The sequence below is a fragment of the Neobacillus sp. 19 genome (assembly GCF_049463095.1).
Classification (GTDB): domain Bacteria; phylum Bacillota; class Bacilli; order Bacillales; family Cytobacillaceae; genus Neobacillus.
The window spans coordinates 1-20,639 of sequence record NZ_JBMPZU010000018.1; the positions used below are offsets into that span (position 1 = coordinate 1).

Consider the following 20,639-nt stretch of genomic DNA (forward strand, 5'->3'; position numbering starts at 1 on the left):
CCGCGGCATCCGCGGCAATATTTGTTTCTTAGGAGGGGTTATTTCAAATTTTGTCGAATTACATTAAATTGAAATAATATTTTTTGGAGGCAAAAGATGATCAATACTCTTCAGGAACCAATTAAATTACCAAGCAGTTTGCGCGGACGCAGCATTCATCATCACATCATACCCACGGTTTGTAATTTAAAAAATATGATAAACAAATTGGATTCCGTTCAAGGTGATTACGCCCAATTAAAACAATGGGAAAAGAGGAGTTATCAGGCCTATCAAATTGACAAAATTAAACTAGCAATCTTATTCGCAACCGATGAACAAAGAAAATCCTTAATTAAACAACATATTCTTAACGGAAGCCCAAATGAATTTGGCGCAAGCTGCATCGATATTTACTTAGTAGCCTATGTTGCTGAAACCTTTGGACCGGGTAAAACGGTCTTTTTTGATTACATAATGAAAAGCGGTATTTCAGAAAAGGTAAATACTGCTCAAGCTATTTGGCAAGTGGGCAAGGGTGACGGTGTATATCTTGAAATACTGAATAATGACGGAACTATCCGGGATTGGGTCTTTTTTGCAAAATGGATCAAAGGGAATCAGTACTAAGCTAATGACAATTCCCTGAACCACCATTATGGAGGTTGTAAGATAAAGAATGTACATTTCTGAAAAAAGAGGTGCCACAAATGGATTTCTTGTTTAAAAAGAAAGAACCAATTTGGATCAATATTGATATCCCCACGAAGATATATTAAGAACCTGATAACTGATAATAAAGTTATTCCATGAAAGGGCCAAATTCTTGAATAACACTTACATTTTAATATTATGTAGAGGTGGAGTTTGTGAATGTTTTCACTTAAACTCCCTCAGTTTAATACTATTCTCTCCCGAATACTCGCTTATTCGCAGGATTTCATGTACCTTGATATTTTGTAACGATAGAATATAGGGGGTCAGATCCATTAATAGCTTCGTGGAGGCATAGTGAAATAGAGGAGTATAATCAAACTCCATATTTTACCATATAATGTACATGCTCCACGCCGCCCCTGGTGGCTTTCCCTCCCATGTCTCAACGGGTCATTTGCCCTTTCATTCCTTCGTTATGCCTATCCAAGGGGTGGAGGCCAGTTTTGCTAACGGAATGGGTCTGTGCCCTTTTGTTTAAGTAATCTGGTACTCCGTACATATTTGAAATCCTACGAATAAGCCAATACTCGATTTTGTTTACACGATAGATTTACTTTTTCATAGTCCTTATTGAGAATGGGTTATATTCTAAAATTCCATACAAACTAAGCTGCCATAGGTATTATTGTTTGAAGCTTTTCAGAATTATAGGATTCATTTCTTCGAGCCATTCCTACAAAAATTCTAGCTAACTTACCAATCAATTTCATAATTGATTTCATTTTCTTCATTTTTTTAACCTTAACATTATGGGTGTGGATTGCTTTGAATTCTGGATTGTTCATCTCAAGGCTCATTGTAGCTAAGTAAAGGAATCGCCGTAGCCTTGACCTTCCACGTTTTGATAAAACAATTTGCCCTTTCCACTTCCCAGAACTAGCTTCAGCGAGGTGTAATCCTGCATGTCGAAGTAGCGAATTACCATGAGAAAATCCACTAATATCTCCAGCTTCACCTAATATGCCCGCTAGGGAAATTTCACTAATTCCTTTAATGGTAAGCAACTTTTTAGCATATGGGATTTTATTCAATACATCTGTAACTTGCCTTTCAACTCTTTCGAGTTGTATGACTGCTAAATCATATTCCTCAAGTAATTGTTCCAAATGAAATTTATAAGCATCAAGTGCCTGTTTTGATCCGATAGATTTCCTGGCAACCTGAATAAGAAGTTGTGCCTTTTTTAATCCAGGTTGCCTCTTCATCAGGGATTTCCAACTCATCATAATCTCATGAGGCTGCTTAGTGGCCAATTCCACGGGAGTTGGAAATAGGCGAAGAGTGGCGATTGCCCCTTTAGCAGTAATGTCTTTAAAGACTTGACGGAGTTCTGGAAAGACAATATCTACCCAACGATTTAATTGATTGATAGAACTAACAAGTCGTTTAACCACTACATCACGGTTAGACATAAGAACCCTTAGTTTTTCAAAAGTTTCTGATGCGTATCTAACCTCAGAGTAGTAACCGTTCTTTACCATATCAGCTATAACTAAGGCATCTTTTTTATCACTCTTTGACTGAGTATTATCACGGTTTTCTTTATTCCTTTTTACTAAATGCGGATTTACTGTTACTACCTCAAGATGTTGTTTAAAAAGCCATTTTGAAAGATTAATCCAGTAGTGTCCAGTTGGTTCCATCCCAACAATTGCTTGATCTAGTTGGTTTAATTTTTGAAGATTTTTAATCCATTTTAGTAAACTAGCAAAACCTTCTTCATTATTTTTAAATGTAAGTGGATCACCGACTACAATTCCACGGAAATTTACGGCTCTGGCAACGTGAAATTGTTGAGCAATATCCACGCCAACAACAAGATGTTTAACGGAAATTCTTTCTATTAGTTGATTTTGTTTGTTCTGCATTTTAAACTTCATAGTAGGGTTCCTCCTAAAGTTGTGAGTTAGAGTGGTGTCTATACTCATATATTACTGAGGAGCCCTATTTTTTTCAAAGCCGAAAAATAACGATCTACAGGAATGCTAATGGAGCAGGATAGTTCAACAAGAAGTGGTAAAATCCTATATAAGGCATTGTTTTAGTTGGGGGTAACGAAAGTGGAGAATTTAAACAAAGAACTACTTATTTCAGAGATAAGGGATTTAGGATATAGTATCTCTACAATTGAAGAATTGAAGAAAATAGATAATAAAAATAAAGATGTCATTCCGATTATACTACGGCACTTATCGCAAATTACCGAGTTTAATCATAAGGAGTTCTTGGTAAGGTGTCTGGGTGTAAAAGGGTTCAATTCTGCCTCCAGTCCGTTAATCAATGAATTTAAAAACTCGTCTAATAACACTTATAAATGGGCAATTGGCAATTCATTATCGTTAATTCTCGATAAAAGTTCATTAAATGACCTTTTAGAGATTGCAACAGATAAAAAACACGGTACGGCAAGACAAATGATTGTGGATGGACTAGGCAAATTTAAAGACAAAAAGGTAATTCCTGTTTTGGTGGGGCTATTAGAGGATAAAGATGTCCAAGGACACGCACTTTCAGCCCTTTCAAGATTTAAAGACCCTGAATTGATACCCTATATAAAGCCATTCGTTAATCACGAAATAACTTGGGTTAGAAATACTGCTAAAAGGGCAATAAACAAACTCGAAAAACTAAGCAATGAATAAATAATACTTATTGAGCTAACGGGGGCGATTGTTCAATAAGAGCAGTCGCTTTTTCTTGTTCCGCTAACGAATCAGGTTAGCTGAAGAGGTTATTTCGAAACTAGCAGAGAATTATTATGTATATTAATATGCAGGGAATGATCTTGATGAAGCAACACGTCTCAATTGAGGTTGATTTGAAAACTTTAGAAAACCGACAAAACGTTACTGGGAATATATACTTCGTTATTGACTACCATCGTTATTTTCCCGAAGAAGGATGGTCTGATTTTGTTGTTACTATATTAACCTGGTGGATAAATTCAATTAAAGGGTTAATGGTTTCTGATTTCGGAAGAACTTTTGAGTTTGATTTTATGGACGGCACCCCAATTGTTTTAGCTAAGAAGTTAGATAATGAAAATTTAGAATTACGCTTTTGCATAGATGAGGGAGCAAAACGCCAAGTAATTCTAACAGTAAATTGTTCAATTAAAGAAGTTAGAGATTCAATCCTATCTGTTTCAAAAAAAGTAATCAGGTCATTTGAAAGAGAAAAATGGAACAGGGAAGACATTGATGAACTTAAGGACTTAGTTTTATCCTTAGAACGATACCCATTTCCTTATTAAGCTAACGGGTGCCATAGAAAAAAAGAGGTGATTTTGCTTTGAGAAGCATTCCGAAAAAACAGGAAATATTACTCGATGAAGAAATTGATGAACTAGAGTTTATTAACATTATGAATAGCTTTTACAAGCAAGATTGTTATATTTATGCGATTATTCCTGAATATGAACAAGACCTATTAAATGAACTTTCAAATGACTTTATTGAAGTAAATAAATTCCCCTTACCACGTTCTTTCCCAAGAGAAATCGGTTATTTGGGCTACATTAAAGACAGCCAAAAACGATATGTTTACGAATTTTATTTACGGTCAACTACAATGGATTATTTGATTTTTTCCGAGACTGATGTATCAGGACAATTAAACAAATTAACCAAGAAGAATTGGGACATTTACAAATTATTTCAATTTTATAAAGTTCCTCATATAACCATTGGTCCAGATGGTCAATGGCTAAATATAGTTCAGTATTGAGTAGTTCCTTCTTCAACTAACTGGTGCAAGAGTTGAAGATCGGAGCTGTCATTTTGGCAGCTTTTCTTATTCGACTAACTGGCAGGTTAGCACAAGAAGGATATTTTATTACTAATCTTGAATACATAATAAAGTGCTGATTTTTGGGGGATTGTTATGATTGATAATCGACATTTAAAAGAGTTTGAACACGAAATAGATGAGTCTTTGCAAGGAATCTCCGATACATCAATCTTACTGAATTTCCAACAAGCTATTGTCAGTTTGTATCCCCACCTAATTCCAATATCTGCTTTCGCCCATGACTCTTGGGATGATATTGTAATGCCATTATTTTATGAGATGGTTTACAATACTTTTTCTTTTAAATACGGGATTGATATTAATTGGAATGAAACCCATACGTATATGTTTACTTTAAGATGCTATAAAGGGATACACCATATTGAATGCATTCCGAAACATCCTATATTCAAAGCTCTGGTAAACTGTGAGTGGATTGAGCTGGATAAAAACAATTTGGAGGAAAAAGTGTTTGTTTTTAAATCATTTGGGGATGGGAAACATTTTTTAACTGGTGGACTGGATATTGAGGAGGCTTACAATGTAAGGTTTAATCTTGTTGAGATTGATATTGTTTCAACATTAACGGGTTATCCTTCTAAGACAAGTGTATTTATTCATAAAGACGATTTAGACTTTGAGTTTGTCGCTGAAACATATGACAAGGATATACAAAGTTAATTTCTTTTTGAACTAATGGGTGCAATAATTGAGGACGGGATGGCAGCGGCGATCCCGTTTTCTTATTGTGCTAAACCAGCTAATAGTTTGTCAATATTTTTCAATAAAAAATATAATAATCTCATGCTATACTAAAAAAGTGCATGCCAAATAACCTCCCTTTAGTCCACTTTTGGAAGGTTTTGTACTATTTAGTTTAATTTAGGATCTACGCTATATCTTGGAAAGTCGTTTTGCTTTTTAAAAGGGCAAATATCCAGTGTAAGAGCTTATTTACACAAGCAATAACAGCTACTTTAAAGGGTTTTCCTTCTTCACGTTTTTTATCATAGAACTCTCGTAATTTCCTATTTCGAGGAATAATTTCATCGCTTGTTTTGCTCTTACGACAGTCACGAATCGCACAACGAACAGCCATATATAATGCGTGACGAAGCCTACTGGATCCTCTTTTGGTGATTCTGTTTTTGGTGGCTGTAAACTTACCAGATTCGAATACACTAGGATCAACTCCAGCGAAAGCTACGAGCTTTTTAGGATCAGTAAATTGATCTATCTCCCCAATTTCTGAAATGATCGTTGCAGCGATCTTTTCACCGATACCAGGGATAGATTTGATAATATTATATTCTTCAACTTCTTTTGCGAGGGCATCTATCTCTGACTCTAACTTGGATAGGTGCTCTTTGTATTGAAGAATGATGTTTATATACATACCAAGACTCAAAATATGACTCTGATACAAAATCTTTTCAAACGGATTTCGGTCTGCGGCAGCTTTGAGCTGAATAGCTTTTTCATTAGCCCATCTGTATGAACGGCTTTTACATAATTGAGCGATTTTGTCAGCTATGGTTTCAACACTTGCCTCTAATATATCTTCAGATGAGGGAAACTCTGAAAGAGTTAACAGTGATACTACTGAATATAAGTCGCCAAAAACCCCTCTATATTCAGGAAAGACCTGGTCCAGAATGGATTGGAATTGTAGCTTTGTTTGGATTAATACCCCAGTTATATTCTCGTGCTGTCTGGTAAGATTTCGAAGGTTTAATAGCTGCACACCCCGCTTCTTATACGGCTCTAAATCCTCCTTATAAAACAGCTCGCAGAGATGGTAAGCATCTATCGCATCTGTCTTTACTTTTTGAAGACTTGAACTCTTAGCCTTATAAGAAATCAATGGATTAATGATTATCAATAAATACCCACGGTCCTCCAAGTATTGAAAAACAGAGGAATGATAATGTCCTGTCGCTTCTAGAACAATAGGTGGTTTCTTACCAGTTTCTCTCTTAACCACCTCCAGAAACTCTACAAGTAAATCAAGACCTTCTTTAGTATGAGAAACTTTAAAACTCTTACGATATGGTTTGCCTTTATCTAAAAATGCCTGAACTTGACTTTCCCCTTTTGAAACATCCAGACCAATTACTGGATTCATTCTAAAATCTCCTCCTAAACTAGTAATTTGCCAGTAACCCCTAATCCTCCATGCAGTATCACAGCTTCGCTTGTTATACGAGATCTAAGTCCCAACCAGCCTCAATCATGTTTCTACAAGTAGGGGGCGAACCGTTTAGCTGACGGGGTCAAAGCCCCACGGGCAGTTACGTTCTACCCTGGCTACTGATATAATAAGACCAAAATAAATAAGGTCAACCAGAAATATTTAGCATTCTGGTTAACCTTATAATACGAATGATGCAGGTTAGTTTAACAAGAAAAGTTTTCTAAAATAGACGAGAATATGAAAATATGTAAGAACTGCAATCAAAACCACTAGAAAAATTTCTATATTATGACTTCCTAAAAATAAATATGAGCCGAAAAATCCCGCAGCTACCATATACATAAATAATTGAATTAAATACACTCTGCTAGATTGGTTTAATTTAAATTTTTTTATTATGAAATCAATGAGAAAAGTAACTGGAATACCAACAATGATATAGATTGGTATTTCATAAAGTGCGATACTAAAAACATCCCCACCAAATGAATAATATTGGTAATACTCCCTTTTGTCGTTTTCGGTCATTATTAACAGGAAATAAAGATTGCTTAAAAGTGCAGACAATGGTGAAGAAATTAAAACGACGGAAAGAATAACTAATAATTTTTTCATATTAACACCCCTTATAATGAAAATACCATTTGCCTTTGGTGGTGTCTATAAGTTCTTCCTCAACTAACGATGCAGGTTAGTGTAATAAGATTTGTGGTAACTTTTATGAAGAATGCGGTTACAAATTTAGTATTAAAATTTTTTTGGAAAGGAGGTGGCTATACTGAAAAAAATTTTAAAGATAAATTTTTATACTCATTTAGTGGCATTCATCTTAATATTTGGGATTTTACTTTGGTTTCACTATTCTTGGGAGATAGCATCATTAAATTCAATAGCTGTAGTTATTGTTAATGTCTTTTTAGAAAAGCCTTTACAGATAATCAATAGAAATCGTAAAAGATATTTTCCAAGGTTTCTGTGGATTATAATATTCGTTATTATTTTTTCTATTTTAAATACAAGCAATCTTTCCAAAATAGAATTACTTTGGATTTATGTTTTGGTATTGTATGTATTAAACATTATTTTTCCTGTGAAACCTGGAACTTGAGTAGAATTCCATTAAGCTAATTCTGGACAAGAGCGGAACAAAGGGTTGGCTATCGACAGTCCCTTTTCTTATTGAACAAACGGGTGCTTTAGTAAAAAATATAAAAAGGTGATCTAATAATGAGTATAAAAGTTAAACTAAAAGATATTATTGAGGAAATGGAAATACAGTTTGAAGAATCACGTTCTTCACTAAATATTAAAACAGGTGAAATAGTGATAGTGACCTCGGAGGACCTGAGAGCTGCTGAGGACGAACAACCATTTGATCATTTACCCGAATGGGAACGTGAAAATAGAATGCTGGCAATTGATATTGTGGAAAACTTTGAAAATTATATAGGTTTACCTACTAAATATGATGTGAATGAATATGAGATAATAGAAAACTTTTGCCGAACAGTGAGTGATCAACGAAAGCAGGATTCTTTATCTAAGGCAATTAAGGGAAAGGGTGCCTTTAGAAGATTTAAGGACAAAATTATAGATTATGGATTAGAAGACCAATGGTATTCATACCGAGACGAGTGTTATAAACAAATTGCGATTGAATGGTGCCGGGAAAATAAAATAGACTTTATTGAATAGAGTAAACAGGAGGTGATTACTAAAATAAATGGTAATCACCTTTTATTATTGAACTAAAGGGCTGAATAGTTCAACAACGTTTTAGTTTTGATGGTAAAATATGTTTATAGAGGGAGGGCGTTAAATGAGTAATTTTTTATTACCACTTATGGGCGTTTTTATCGTCGTTGCAAATATTATTGCTTTTGTATCTTACAAAAAGAAGAAAAATCTATACTTTGCAGCATTTACAATATTATTATCAGCAGTTCTATTTGGGGCAATCGGCGGTGCGTTAGCAGTATTTATTATTCGTGATGCTTTTGCATTATTTTATGGCATGCAATTAGCACAATATTTATTGTTCAATAGTATCATCGTTTTTATTATTGCAATTTTAGTAACTGTAATTAAAAGATATAACAATAGAACAACATAATTGTTTGTACAATCAAAAAATCCTCCAGGACGGAAGATTTTTTTATTTTAAATTGGGATATCCTTGCTGGCGCAAAGCCTCATACACTAATATAGCAGCTGTATTCGAAAGGTTCAGTGAACGAATATGAAGACTCATTGGTATTCTCAAAAAGTGATCTTTATTTTTTTCTAGTAAATCTTTTGGTAAACCCGTTGTTTCTTTTCCAAACATAAAATAATGTTCCTTTGATTGATCACTGAAATCAAAAGATGAATATGTTTTTTCTCCAAATGTCTGAATATAGTAAAACTCACCTAGATTTTTTGAAAAAAAATCATCCAATGAGTCATAATATTTTATATTTACAAGATGCCAGAAATCTAAACCTGTTCGTTTTATCATTTCTTCATCTGTTGAAAAGCCGAGAGGGCGAATTAAGTGTAAGGCTGTATCCGTTGCGGCACAAGTACGTGCAATATTTGCAGTATTAGCCGGAATTTCTGGTTGATATAGTACAACATGTATTGCCAAGAATGGTCACCTCTATCTTATTTTCCCCTTAAAAATTATAACATATTGTTATGGGTTTCCGTGTGGTGGCCTTACGTATATAAAAAATAAATATGCCATAAGAATGAACTCCCATTTCGCCCGCTTTACACCCTTTTTGAATAATAAAGACCTATATAATTTGCCTACTAATAAAGGTAAAATATTCAAAAAGTATATTTGGGAAATAGGAGGAACCAACACATGTTAAGAAAACATATTTTATTCACAACATTATTATCCATAACGGTTTTAGTGTCAGGCTGTGGTCTTTCTGACGCTTCGGAAGCTACAGAAGACGGAAAAGAAATCGTAGCTGTGTTACAAGAAAAGTATGATACAGACTTTGAAGCTACTCATGTCAAAAGATCTAAAGACGCATTTCAATTTTGGATGATCCCTAAAGAACAACCTAACGACACCTTCACTGCTGTTTGGGATAGGGAAACCAATAAAATGAGAGGTGATGGATATTTAGAGAGAATGTTTGGAAGAACAATTAATAACACAGTAAGAGGGTATCTAGAACAAGAGGGATTAGAGGGAGAAACCACGATTGTCACAACCAAACTAGACGAATCTCTTTATGATACATATCGAGCTGAATCAAACATCCATATGTCTATCGGCGAGTATGTGGAAAAGTTCAAACCAGAATATATCATCACACAAATGATTGTAAAGGATAATGGCAATATTACGCCAGAAACTTTTAATAGTGTCATAACCAATATGTATAAGGAAACATTAAACACCGTATACGAAGCGCGGATTTTTGTAATAAAAGAAAAAGACTTTGAAAAAGTGAAGAAAGATTTCATAAAAAACACAGATCCAGGAACGGAAGATTACTTCGAACACATGGTCTCCGAACTAGCAGTAGTGTATGATGCAAATGGATTTAACGGTATGACCGAACACACATACAAGGACTAATACAATTTTATTGATAGAATAAATGGTTGATGGTGAATAATTTTATTGGATTTGTAAATAGGTTAAAAACGGACCACACCAAGTGGTATACCATTGATTATAAAAAACTGGAGGAGTTACAGCGCCGAACTTCGAGACGGAAATGGATAGTCAGAATGAATTTCCGCCTGCTCAAGTTGAACCTGTAATAATCGCGTAAAAACAATAGGAAATTTGATCGAAATTGCAAAAAACGCCTTCAAAATTCATTTTTGAAGGCGTTTTTTGACGTTTTGGGTTAATAATCCCTACCAAAAATGAAAAAGGTTGGTTCGCCTTACTCTGGTAATCACGATATCGTAGAAGTGAAAAGGATACCTGGTATTTATAATTTTTATCAAATATTTACATAATTATAAAAATTACCTATCCTTTTTCCCTCTTTATCCATAAATAAACAATGAAGGGGAATTTAGGAGAAGAAAGGAATGGATTGAAGATGGCAAGGTACAGAATGGTGCGTACGGATTTTTGGAAGAACCCGGTTGTTCTAGAGGAGATGACTCCGGAGGACAAATACTTTTACGTGTATCTGTTGACGAATCCACAGACGACGCAAATTGGAATCTATAAGATTACGAAAAAACAAATGGCTTTTGATTTGGGCTATTCGATTGAGAGTGTTCATTCGTTAATGGAACGATTCATCCTGCACCACAAGTTGATTCGTTATAATCCTGAAACACGTGAGCTCGCAATTAAGAACTGGGGGAAAGAGAACTTTCAGAAAGGCGGAAAACCGGTCATGGATTGTATTGCCTCCGAATTAAAAGAGGTGGAGGATCACTCGCTCATTCAATATGTATCAGAATCCATTGTAAAAGAGGAAATTCGCAGCCTCTATCAATCTTTTTGTGAACAAGAAGGGCTGTGTTGCGGCAATGAAGTGAGAGATCAAGAGGTAAATCATACATATCAAACTGAATGTGAAGAAACGGACGATACGTTCCTGTCCCGTGATACGATACGTGGGCAAAAAGAAAAACAAAAAGAAAAAGAAAAACAAAAACAAAAACAACAACAAAAAGCTCTTCCGTCAAATCGTGAGAGCCTTCCAAACATAGAGAACTCATTCCAGAAAAATCAACAATCAGAAGAGATCAAAGAAATTGTTGAGTTTTGGGACAACAATGGATTTGGGTTTACGAACGTGAATGGGAAACAACAGTTGATATCTTGGTTAGATGATTCTCACTTTTTACAGCCAAAAGAATTGATATTAAAAGCGATGAATATTGCCTGTGCGAATAACACACGAAAGCTGAACTATATTATCGGGATTTTGAAAAACTGGGAAAACGAATCTTTACTGACTGTAGAAGATATTGATTCGTATCAGAAGAACCAAAAGCCCGTACGAAAGACGATTCCAACGACTGCCGGAAGGGATATCCCCAGAGGCTTTGAACTCGATCTAACAAGAGGTGAAAAGTGATGAGTATAGCGGAAAAAGTGTTCCTAGGAAGCTTGATGAAGACGGATTACTTACTAATGGATACAGTCGTTCAACCGGAACAGCTAGAAAGTACACAGCATAAAGAAATCATGCGAAGAATGGTGGAGTTAAAGCGAGCAGGTAAGAATATTGATTTAATCAGCTTAAGTACCTTACCAAACCTCGAATCATTAGGTGGAATATCTTACCTTTCGGAGCTGTTATCGTATGCCGATCCTGAGAAATTTGATGGAACGGAGAAGCTGATTCTTGAACTGTGGAAGGAACGGGAAAAGAGAAGGATTTTAACGCTTGCAGCAATGAATGATTGGGAGATTGCGAAAGTCATTGGCGAACTGGATAAAATTAACCAAATGAAAATGGATGATCACACGCCCATACAACAAGCGTTAGCAGCTATTTATGAGGCACCGTGGGAAGATCAGCTGCTTCTTGAAAGTGTCACAACGGGTATCAAAAAGCTCGATGAAGTGACAGGAGGATTCCAGGGCGGTGAAGTGACGGTGTTAGCGGCACGGCCATCAATGGGGAAAACCGATGTGATGCTTCATTTTGCCAAGACGGCGGGCTGGGCTGGTTATTTACCACTTTTATTTTCCTTAGAAATGCCTGAAAAGCTGATAACCTCTCGATTAATGGCTTCGACAGGGGGCATTAATCGGGGAAAAATGCGGGATCCGAAAAGGATGTTAAGTCAAAGTCAAAAGAATCAATGGTTCGATGTGATTGGTGATCTGAATGAAACCCATTTGCAACTATTTGATGAGGCTGGACAAACGGTTGCCGAAATAAGGGCGAAAACGAGAAAGCTCATGCATCAATATCCAAACAAGAAACCAATCCTTTTTATTGATTACTTGACCCTGATTCAATCAGGTCAATTGCATGGAGGGAATACTCATTTACAGGTAACAGAAATATCCAAATCTCTCAAAACGATGGCGAAGGATTTTGATTGCCCTGTCGTCTGCTTGGCGCAGCTCAATCGATCGGTAGAATCCCGAGCGAATAAACGGCCGATGATGTCTGATATTCGGGAATCGGGCAGTGTAGAACAGGATGCCGATGTCATTTTAATGCTATACCGGGAAGCGTATTATGACAAGGAATCCGAGAATCGTTCCCTTGAAATCATTGTCTCGAAAAACCGAAACGGCCCAGTTGGTTCCATCGAAGTGGAGTACAACGAGGATACAGGAGCCATTGAGGATCAAAAGGAACAGAGTCTGTCCCTAGTATAACCGTCTATTCGATCAATAATGACGAAACAATCGGCTGATAAAAAAAGAAAATCGAGGTGCTATGACATGATCGTGAAAGAACTGTACAGTGATAGTTTAATCTATGAAGAATCCTCCTTGGCTCATTATCTCTACCATTTACTAGCTGAAAAGAAAATTTCATTAGAAGATGACGTGTCCAAAGTAGACTTTAATCAAGCTAATCATCCATTAGTAGCGGAAATGATTCGAAAAAATCTATTAGGTTTTCATAAGATTCGCATATACTCACTGAAAAGGAACCAAAATGAATTTATCTTTATTTATGCAGCCAGTGAGCAAGAGGCCATCCAATTCTTTTGCGAAACCTACCATCAACTCCCTTTGAACTGTCATGAATATCCGTTAGATTGGGAAGATTTGTAGAGGGAAAGATGGGATTTCGTTTCGGGACATGAGGAAGGAGTTTGATAGTTTCCCAGCTATAGCGGGATATTATGAACGGGAGGGGTGAAGCATAGGAACAGTTGACCTCGGATGCAAACAACATTAATAGTTTTATAATTTGGAAGGGTAACCGAAGGTGGAATGGACCATGGGAAAAAAGACTCGACGAAGGGGCAATTATCGTTGTAGCAACACTATTAGTTTATCAACCACAGGAAATAATTGAAGATTATCAATCTATGGTCCATTCCATTCAGGATGAATCTCAGAAAAGCCACGCTTATGCAGGAAAGGAAGCTAACATGCCACCTGCCCACGTACTAATCACCTTGGTTGCAACGATTGATCGAGATAAACGATTTAAGGCCAAGTACAAACTCGGGCCATGTACAAGCTCAAGTAATGGATTTTAAAGCCGGGCAGATCATATATTTCTCCTTGGATGAGCTCGATAAGGATGATCTGCCGGGGGAACTAAAAGGAATACATAGGGGGTACTTTGCCTGAAATTTAGGGAGGAGGGGAGATGGCATTATATTGGAAATGGATAAACTCTCAGTTTAGTAAATTTATTATGAAATCATTAATGACAACAATATTTACTAACAATTTTGAAGAGTATAATCTAATATTAAAGGAATCTGTTGATTTTATTGGAAAATGTAACAATATTTTATCCACTCGACAGACAAAGGAAAAGCAAAGGAGATTGTAAAAATGAAAAGAAAAAAACAACTAAATGAATTTGAAAAACAAAACAACCAAGAACTTATAGAAATGTTTAACCATATGGATACTGCAGGTTTTAAAGCCAATGTAACTGTTTCGGATAAGGATAGTGTCCTAATCGAAGGAACAGCTGAAAAAATCGAATTACTGATTGATAGCGGTATTAAATTTTACTTTAAGGGAAAGAATTTACTCGCCTACGAAAAATTAGGATTAGATAAATTATATTATTTAAAAGAAGCTACAATGGAGTGCAATACAATCACGACAACCGAATCATTTGGATGGACAATGCATAAGGAATTACAAATCGATCTATTGGAATCGGATATATCAATTACCATTGTACCTACTGAATAGTATTAAATAAGAGCTTTTGGTTAGAAAAACCAATTTATACCTCTATGTGTCATTATTCAACAGATGCGTTTATTTAAGGTTAGTAGCCTTGCAAACAAAAGTCTTTTTTTAATTTTATACCAATACGGGTAACGGAATATTCTATAAATAAAAATAAACCACCAATGATAGACTTAGGGCATTGCCTTACAATTATCATGAGGTGGTTTTTGTGTTTGTTTCACCAATGTTATTACAAAAGGTAGACCAGTCGTTCGATGATGATGATTCCTATTTAACCGAATTAAAGTTAGACGGCATTCGGTTAATAATTTCAAAGATAAATAATCAGGTCCGGCTCTATACCCGCCATAACAACGAGGTTACGGCCAGATTTCCGGAACTCTTAACAATAGATGTTCCGGACGGAACGGTCTTATCAAGACTAAATTTTAAAAAACTTAATAATAACTAGGCGTTAAATATATTGGTCATGAATAATATGTTGAACAGTTTAACGTCACTCACTTAAATGAATAAGTAAAATTAAAAAAGCTCCTAAAAAGGAGCTTTAACCAGCACAACAAGATAATTTTGATACATCTTTATCAAACGTAAGGGCAGCCAGCTTCAATCCTTCGGCCATTGTTAAATATGGAGCCATCGTTTCACGGAGATCCTCTACAGTTAAACCGAATTTGACAGCCAGTGTTGCCGCATAAATCACGTCTCCTGCGTTTTCAGCCACAACATGAGCCCCTAACACTTTTAGTGTTTTCTCGTCCGCCACCAGTTTAAACACACCTGTTGTTTCCCGATTAACCAAGGCTCTTGGAACGGCATCTAACGGCAAGACGGATGTTTTCACTTCATATCCTTTTTCTTTTGCCTGTTGCTCCGTCAAACCAACCGTTGCAATTGCTGGAGCAGTGAACGTAACCCCAGGAACAACCTCTAAATTTAGCTTTTTGTTCAGTCCTCCGATGGCATTTTTCGCAGCCATTCCACCTTCATAAGCTGCCACATAAACAAATTGAGGACCAAGCGTCACATCTCCTGCTGCATAAATGCGTGCATTCGTCGTTTTCGAATACTCATCAATCACGATTTCGCCACGAGAGCCTACTTTTACGCCTGCTGCCTGTAAATTCAAAGTTGCGGTGTTCGGTGTTCTTCCTGTGGCAACTAGCAATTGATCTGCTTCAATGATTCGCTTCTTTCCATTAACCTCGACATGAACCTTTTTAACGTCCCCATCTTGTTCGATTCGTTCAAAGGATGCTCCTGTCACTAAATTGACCCCTTGTTCTGTTAAGGCTTGTGTAATGGCTTCTGAGATTTCAGGATCGTATTCCTTTAACAGACGCGTGCTTCTTTGCATCAATGTGACTTCTGAGCCAAGATTGTGGAATAGTTGCCCTAATTCCATGCCGATATAGCCGGAGCCGATGACGGTAAGACGCTTTGGAACCTTCTTTAATTCAAGAAGCGTGGTGCTTGTTAAATAATCGACCTCATCTAGGCCAGCAATATTTGGCATAGCTGGGGAAGCACCTGTCGCGATTAAAAATCGTTTGGCAGATAACTTCATGCCGTTCACTTCAACGGTTTTTTCGTCCACGAATTTCGCATCGCCTTTGATTAACTCAAAGCCATAGTCATCAATTAAATCCACATACTTTGCATTTCGAAGATTCGTGACCAGCTCATTTTTCTGCTTTATCAATGGTGCCAAATCCACATTATCGGCTGAAGTGTGCAATCCCACAAATGGATTGTTTCTTGCTATATGATTGATTTCACCAGCTCTTAACAGCGTTTTTGACGGAACACAGCCGATGTTCACGCAAGTTCCACCTACTGTTCCACGTTCGATGATCGCCACTTTTGCGTCATATTTTACGGCTTCAATGGCAGAAGAAAAGGAAGCCCCACCAGAGCCAATAATGATGTAGTCATAGTCGTAATTACCTTCATCACCTAAACTTACATCTGGCTTTTCTTGCGATTGTGCTTGTATTTCTTCTGCTTCTCCTGGTTGATATTTTGCATCAGCAATTGCTTTTTTGGCTGTTTCCAGCTTTACATCATTCGGCAATTCAAATACAGCTTCTCCAAGGCCAAAATCGGTGTTAATTCCCTTTGCACCAATATTTTCAAGAGCGACAGCTACATGTTGTTCACAACCAGTGCAGGTCATTCCTTGAACATTCATCCGATACTTCCTCATTAAATTACTGGTCATTTCAGGTTTTTGAACTTCTTCTGCTTGTCCCGGTTGATAGTTTGCGTCAGTAATCGCCTTTTTTGCTGATTCAACCTCCACATCATTAGGAAGCTCAAATATAGCTTCACCACGACGAAAATCGACTTCAACCCCTGTAGCACCGGTGTTCTTAAGCGCTATTGCTACATGCTCTTCACAACCGGTACATGTCATTCCTTGAACGTTTACTCGATATCTTTTCATATCAAATTCCTCCTTTACTCGATTCCAAGCCCGAAATCTGAAACTGCTGTCTTGATTGCCTGTAAATCCGTCTTCTTATCATCAAAGGAAACCGTCACTTCTGCCGTGCTTCCACTGACTTTAATGGTGGATTTACCAACACCCTCTACCTGTTCCATTACATCTTTTACAACAGAAGGTGGACAACAATCCATTCCCAAAACGGTGAATGTCCCTGTTTTATTTGTTACAACTGTAGTTTTTTGTTCCTTCTGAGGATCTATAGTATTTTGTGCTTCTTTTTCATTGCTACACGCAGTAACCAGTAAAAGAAGGGATAATAGCATTATACTCCTGATTATTTGTACCCTCGTATAACTCATTTTTATATTCCACCTTCAACTAGAAATAAAAAAAGAAACATGCCGAAAACGAAAAACGTCGTGATCCATAAGCCCAGGACAGAACTCTTTCTTTTTCCCTTTTCTCCCATAAACCATATAAAAGGAGTAAGCAAGAAGTATGATGGTAACAATGCTGAACATTAACCGATATTTTAGTGAGTAAAAAGCTAATGCTCCAGCAAATCCTGTTAGTCCTAGAGGTATGAAAATAAGTGGACCCAGGCAGCATGCAGCCATAGCAAAAGCCGAAAATACAGTAGCGAACTGTGATACTTTTTCCTTCATGATTTAAACCTCTCCATACTGCAACAATCATGCATTGCTGTTTCTTTCTGTGATTCATTTTTTACTTCTGGATCAGCTTTTCTCCAAACCCTGAACAGAGCAAAAACAAATAATAGGCCCATCACTATGAAAATTACATCATTAAATTCTATAAAATATGATCCCAGAGCTGTACCTGCGAACAACGGAAGGAGTAAAAAGAGGTGACACGGGCATGTAATTAGTGCAACAAGAAGCCAAGCTGAACGTTTAATTGTGTTTTTCATGTTGTATCACCTCTTTATTTTTTCATCAATGTTTCAATAATGGGACATTCAAAAATATCTTTATTTTCAGGACATCTTTCTTTGAGGTCCATCAGCATTTGTTCAATTCTTTTGAGGTCTTCAATTTTATGTTGAATGTCCTCTATCTTAAGAACAGTGAAATCATACATATCACTGCACTTTGCTTCATCACGATCGACAACTCCTAATAATTTGTCAATTTCATTTAAGGTAAAGCCCAGTTCCTGCATCCTTTTTATGAAATTTACTCGATCGACCGTTTGTTGAGAATACGTACGGTAGCCATTTTCAGTTCGAACAGGCTCTGGAATTAAGCCTAAACGCTCATAGTATCTAATTGTCTCCTTGTTAACGCCACACTTGTCAGCCAGTTCTCCAATACGAAATTGCATTTATTTCACCTCAGATAGAGTATACACCCTGTACTTAGGTACGGGGTCAATATATATTGTACTTCATTGCATGAGGTTCTACTCTGCATTACAGCCAGATAACATGCCGCCAAATATAGCAGCCCCAACCTCATAGGCTTCCGAAAGAGTCAGCTTGTCCTTTGCCATCGTTGAATTTTTTGCATTCGCTTTTTGCCAATGTTCCTCAGAGCAATAAAATTGTATTGCTGGACAACAGCTGGAGGAAATGGACATTGGCTCACTCGGTCCACAAGAAGAATCGCAGCATGCGTTGGCAGCATCCGTTGTTCCCAAGCCTACAACAACGGTGCCAAGATTGGTAACGGGAACGTTGTCTTTCACATCGATGGTGATCTTTTCACCGCAAAATGCACATTCAGACTCAATCACGGCATCCGTAAACATGGATGGAATGCCTAGAGCATCAATTGCACACATGGAATAAGCTGGTGCCATACCAGCCAATGTGACTCGATGTGGGGTGGGAACTCCAGAGAAAGGATATGCCACTGTAACATCTCCAGATTTGTGGTCCCAGTGAATTAAGTCCAATTCCCTCAAACGCTGAAGAGTAGATTTCATATCGATTTCGGTTTGTCCCTCCATTGCGGTTATATTATTGATATTGACGATTTTTCCCTCTGCCATGGAAAGAAGGATATCTGTACGAATTAGGTTGTCGGCAGGAGACAGGTTACTGATTTTTTCCTCAAATCCTCCTTTTGGCAAACCGAGTGATTGTAACACCTTGTCCTTTATTGAAGCATTGATATGATTTTCGCTCATGTTGTTACCTCCTTTATTGAGTATTTGAGTTATTTTTCTTTTATAGTTTAAACCTCGTACTATGGTACAGGGTCAATAATTATTTCTTGAAATTTAATTTAGACTTTCTGCTCTTACCTCTATATAAACATGGTGGTAACTGTAAAACAGTTATGAAAAAGAAGTTGCACAAATCAACACCCAACAGTTCCCATAGACTTTTTATCTATTAACCCATTAAAATTATATTAGGTGATTTCATGTCATTTATTACACCAATGTTATTAGAAAAAACGGAACAGCCATTTGATGATACAAACTATATTTTTGAGCCTAAGATGGACGGCATTCGCTTACTTGTTAGTAAAGTAGGTGATCAGACCCGCTTGTGGACCCGGCATAAGAACGAGATAACGCAACGCTTTCCCGAATTACTTGATGTGCCGGTAGATACTGACGTTATCCTAGACGGAGAGCTCGTTTGTGTGGACCCTGAAACTGGAACCATTGATTTTGAACTGATTATGGAACGCTTTTCTGCAAAAAAGTCGGACAAAATCAAGATATTACAAAAGCAATTGCCGGTTGAGTATGTCGTTTTTGATATTCTGCACTATGATGGAACAGACTTACGCTCCATACCTCTTTTAGAACGTAAGGCTATTTTGAATGAAGTAATGCATGAAAATGCTTTTTACAAGAAAATTAGCTATATTGAGGATCGGGGTACTGATTTATTTGCTGCAGTTGAACAGATGAAGTTGGAAGGCATGGTATGTAAGTATAAAAACAGTAAATATGTCAGTAAGAGAAGTAAGCATTGGCTTAAATTGATCAACTGGATGTATGAAGACGTTTATATAACTGGATACCGGAAGGATGAATTTGGATGGCTGTGTTCCAGGCAAGAAGGGGACAAATTTATACCGATAGGTATAATAGAACTGGGGACAAATCCACAAATTCGGAAGGCTTTCTATAACATTTCTAAACAACTTATTACTAAAGAGGACGATAAGTTCGTTGAGCTTGAACCGGTATTACGATGTCGTGTGAAATTTCGTAATTTCACACGGAAGGGTTTGCTACGCTCGCCTTCATTTTGTGAGTTTTTATATTAGGGAAACCTCCGGTTGATCTGGAGGTTTCCTTTTATTGTGGTTATCTAAATTGTTTTATATACCTCTGCATACGCTACTTTTAATTGGTCTCGTAAGTCCTTCTTCTCCTGCTCTAATCGCTTAACTTTCCGCTTTAATGATTCGATAATTGCGTCTTTATTATTTTCATTTATTTCATACTTAACTTGCTTCGCAGAAGGGCTCTTTATCTGCTGCTGACGTAGTGTTTCAATTCGCTCACGTAGTGTCACATTATTATATAGCGTAGCCTTTGCCACTCCGGCCTCACTGGCTACACTATTAAAATTAATTCCTTGATTAGCTCTAACGAGCCTTTTAATAGCATCATCTACTTTACTCACGGTAATGGCTTTTCGACTTTCGTGAATTTGCTTTAAGTGTTTCTTACGGTCATATTCTGCCATA

General features: G+C 36.8%; 25 protein-coding genes and 1 pseudogene. 15 read left to right on the top strand and 11 right to left on the bottom strand.

From position 1 onward, the window contains the following. Positions 1-96 precede the first annotated feature (96 nt). Positions 97-609, top strand: coding sequence for a hypothetical protein (locus ACO1D1_RS03615; RefSeq protein ID WP_423334983.1), 513 nt, complete (start codon positions 97-99; stop codon positions 607-609). Between the two features lie 692 nt (positions 610-1,301). Here ACO1D1_RS03615 and ACO1D1_RS03620 read toward each other — a convergent pair. Beyond that, on the bottom strand, positions 1,302-2,576 hold the full coding sequence (locus tag ACO1D1_RS03620) for an IS110 family transposase (RefSeq protein WP_423334984.1): 1,275 nt from the start codon (positions 2,574-2,576) through the stop codon (positions 1,302-1,304). 180 nt (positions 2,577-2,756) lie between these two features. Between ACO1D1_RS03620 and ACO1D1_RS03625 the strand changes: the two genes are divergently transcribed. The 4 genes from ACO1D1_RS03625 (at position 2,757) to ACO1D1_RS03640 (ending at position 5,166) form a co-directional block, all read left to right on the top strand. Beyond that, positions 2,757-3,338, top strand: coding sequence for a HEAT repeat domain-containing protein (locus ACO1D1_RS03625; protein WP_423334985.1), 582 nt, complete (start codon positions 2,757-2,759; stop codon positions 3,336-3,338). A 143-nt stretch (positions 3,339-3,481) separates the two neighbouring features. Then, a complete protein-coding gene (locus tag ACO1D1_RS03630; protein ID WP_423334986.1) occupies positions 3,482-3,949 on the top strand; it encodes a hypothetical protein in 468 nt (155 codons plus the stop codon). 38 nt (positions 3,950-3,987) lie between these two features. Beyond that, positions 3,988-4,422 (top strand): hypothetical protein, encoded by a 435-nt coding sequence (locus tag ACO1D1_RS03635; RefSeq protein ID WP_423334987.1) that lies wholly within the window; start codon positions 3,988-3,990, stop codon positions 4,420-4,422. Between the two features lie 156 nt (positions 4,423-4,578). After that, positions 4,579-5,166, top strand: coding sequence for a hypothetical protein (locus tag ACO1D1_RS03640; protein WP_423334988.1), 588 nt, complete (start codon positions 4,579-4,581; stop codon positions 5,164-5,166). Positions 5,167-5,374: 208 nt separating this feature from the next. Here ACO1D1_RS03640 and ACO1D1_RS03645 read toward each other — a convergent pair whose 3' ends face one another. Together ACO1D1_RS03645 and ACO1D1_RS03650 are read right to left on the bottom strand one after the other, a co-directional pair. Beyond that, positions 5,375-6,610 (bottom strand): IS110 family transposase, encoded by a 1,236-nt coding sequence (locus ACO1D1_RS03645; protein WP_423334989.1) that lies wholly within the window; start codon positions 6,608-6,610, stop codon positions 5,375-5,377. A gap of 267 nt (positions 6,611-6,877) precedes the next feature. Further along, positions 6,878-7,294 (bottom strand): hypothetical protein, encoded by a 417-nt coding sequence (locus ACO1D1_RS03650; RefSeq protein WP_423334990.1) that lies wholly within the window; start codon positions 7,292-7,294, stop codon positions 6,878-6,880. Positions 7,295-7,906: 612 nt separating this feature from the next. On the opposite strand from ACO1D1_RS03650, the gene ACO1D1_RS03655 reads away from it, so the two are divergent. Both ACO1D1_RS03655 and ACO1D1_RS03660 read left to right on the top strand, forming a co-directional pair. Continuing rightward, positions 7,907-8,374, top strand: a complete 468-nt coding sequence (locus ACO1D1_RS03655; protein WP_423334991.1) for a UPF0158 family protein — start codon at positions 7,907-7,909, stop codon at positions 8,372-8,374. 124 nt (positions 8,375-8,498) lie between these two features. Next, positions 8,499-8,792 (top strand): 3-isopropylmalate dehydrogenase, encoded by a 294-nt coding sequence (locus ACO1D1_RS03660; protein WP_423334992.1) that lies wholly within the window; start codon positions 8,499-8,501, stop codon positions 8,790-8,792. Positions 8,793-8,834: 42 nt separating this feature from the next. Here the strand turns inward: ACO1D1_RS03660 and trmL are convergent, their stop codons facing one another. Next, positions 8,835-9,305: a tRNA (uridine(34)/cytosine(34)/5-carboxymethylaminomethyluridine(34)-2'-O)-methyltransferase TrmL gene (gene trmL / locus ACO1D1_RS03665; protein ID WP_423334993.1), complete on the bottom strand. Its 471-nt coding sequence runs from the start codon at positions 9,303-9,305 to the stop codon at positions 8,835-8,837. Between the two features lie 222 nt (positions 9,306-9,527). Between trmL and ACO1D1_RS03670 the strand changes: the two genes are divergently transcribed. From ACO1D1_RS03670 to ACO1D1_RS03700, 7 genes and pseudogenes are all read left to right on the top strand, one after another. Beyond that, a complete protein-coding gene (locus tag ACO1D1_RS03670; protein ID WP_423334994.1) occupies positions 9,528-10,259 on the top strand; it encodes a hypothetical protein in 732 nt (243 codons plus the stop codon). A 478-nt stretch (positions 10,260-10,737) separates the two neighbouring features. After that, a complete protein-coding gene (locus ACO1D1_RS03675; RefSeq protein WP_423334995.1) occupies positions 10,738-11,733 on the top strand; it encodes a DnaD domain protein in 996 nt (331 codons plus the stop codon). After that, complete coding sequence (locus ACO1D1_RS03680; protein ID WP_423334996.1) at positions 11,733-12,995, top strand: replicative DNA helicase; 1,263 nt, start codon at positions 11,733-11,735, stop codon at positions 12,993-12,995. The genes ACO1D1_RS03675 and ACO1D1_RS03680 overlap by 1 nt, the downstream gene beginning before the upstream one ends. 18 nt (positions 12,996-13,013) lie before the next feature. Continuing rightward, positions 13,014-13,400, top strand: coding sequence for a hypothetical protein (locus ACO1D1_RS03685; RefSeq protein ID WP_423334997.1), 387 nt, complete (start codon positions 13,014-13,016; stop codon positions 13,398-13,400). 101 nt (positions 13,401-13,501) lie between these two features. Then, the gene (locus ACO1D1_RS03690; protein WP_423334998.1) at positions 13,502-13,834 is read left to right on the top strand and encodes a hypothetical protein; all 333 of its coding nucleotides are present in this window, start codon (positions 13,502-13,504) and stop codon (positions 13,832-13,834) included. 304 nt (positions 13,835-14,138) lie between these two features. Further along, positions 14,139-14,510 (top strand): hypothetical protein, encoded by a 372-nt coding sequence (locus ACO1D1_RS03695; protein ID WP_423334999.1) that lies wholly within the window; start codon positions 14,139-14,141, stop codon positions 14,508-14,510. 211 nt (positions 14,511-14,721) lie between these two features. Beyond that, positions 14,722-14,928 (top strand): annotated as a pseudogene (locus ACO1D1_RS03700) (ATP-dependent DNA ligase); the annotation flags it as partial. A 132-nt stretch (positions 14,929-15,060) separates the two neighbouring features. Here ACO1D1_RS03700 and merA read toward each other — a convergent pair. From merA to ACO1D1_RS03730, 6 genes are all read right to left on the bottom strand, one after another. After that, positions 15,061-16,959: a mercury(II) reductase gene (merA, locus tag ACO1D1_RS03705; RefSeq protein ID WP_423335000.1), complete on the bottom strand. Its 1,899-nt coding sequence runs from the start codon at positions 16,957-16,959 to the stop codon at positions 15,061-15,063. A 14-nt stretch (positions 16,960-16,973) separates the two neighbouring features. Then, a complete protein-coding gene (merP, locus tag ACO1D1_RS03710; RefSeq protein ID WP_144462685.1) occupies positions 16,974-17,321 on the bottom strand; it encodes a mercury resistance system substrate-binding protein MerP in 348 nt (115 codons plus the stop codon). Positions 17,322-17,336: 15 nt separating this feature from the next. Next, a complete protein-coding gene (gene merT, locus ACO1D1_RS03715; RefSeq protein WP_423335001.1) occupies positions 17,337-17,627 on the bottom strand; it encodes a mercuric transport protein MerT in 291 nt (96 codons plus the stop codon). Continuing rightward, on the bottom strand, positions 17,624-17,893 hold the full coding sequence (locus ACO1D1_RS03720) for a hypothetical protein (RefSeq protein WP_144462689.1): 270 nt from the start codon (positions 17,891-17,893) through the stop codon (positions 17,624-17,626). The genes merT and ACO1D1_RS03720 overlap by 4 nt, the downstream gene beginning before the upstream one ends. 14 nt (positions 17,894-17,907) lie before the next feature. After that, a complete protein-coding gene (merR1, locus tag ACO1D1_RS03725; protein WP_144462691.1) occupies positions 17,908-18,306 on the bottom strand; it encodes a mercury resistance transcriptional regulator MerR1 in 399 nt (132 codons plus the stop codon). Positions 18,307-18,384: 78 nt separating this feature from the next. Beyond that, positions 18,385-19,113: an alkylmercury lyase family protein gene (locus ACO1D1_RS03730; protein WP_144462693.1), complete on the bottom strand. Its 729-nt coding sequence runs from the start codon at positions 19,111-19,113 to the stop codon at positions 18,385-18,387. Positions 19,114-19,352: 239 nt separating this feature from the next. Here ACO1D1_RS03730 and ACO1D1_RS03735 point away from each other — a divergent pair, with 239 nt between their 5' ends. Further along, positions 19,353-20,213 (top strand): RNA ligase family protein, encoded by an 861-nt coding sequence (locus tag ACO1D1_RS03735; RefSeq protein WP_144462695.1) that lies wholly within the window; start codon positions 19,353-19,355, stop codon positions 20,211-20,213. A 44-nt stretch (positions 20,214-20,257) separates the two neighbouring features. On the opposite strand, the gene ACO1D1_RS03740 is transcribed toward ACO1D1_RS03735, so the two are convergent. After that, on the bottom strand, positions 20,258-20,638 hold the full coding sequence (locus ACO1D1_RS03740) for a DUF6262 family protein (protein WP_144462697.1): 381 nt from the start codon (positions 20,636-20,638) through the stop codon (positions 20,258-20,260). Position 20,639: the final 1 nt, after the last annotated feature.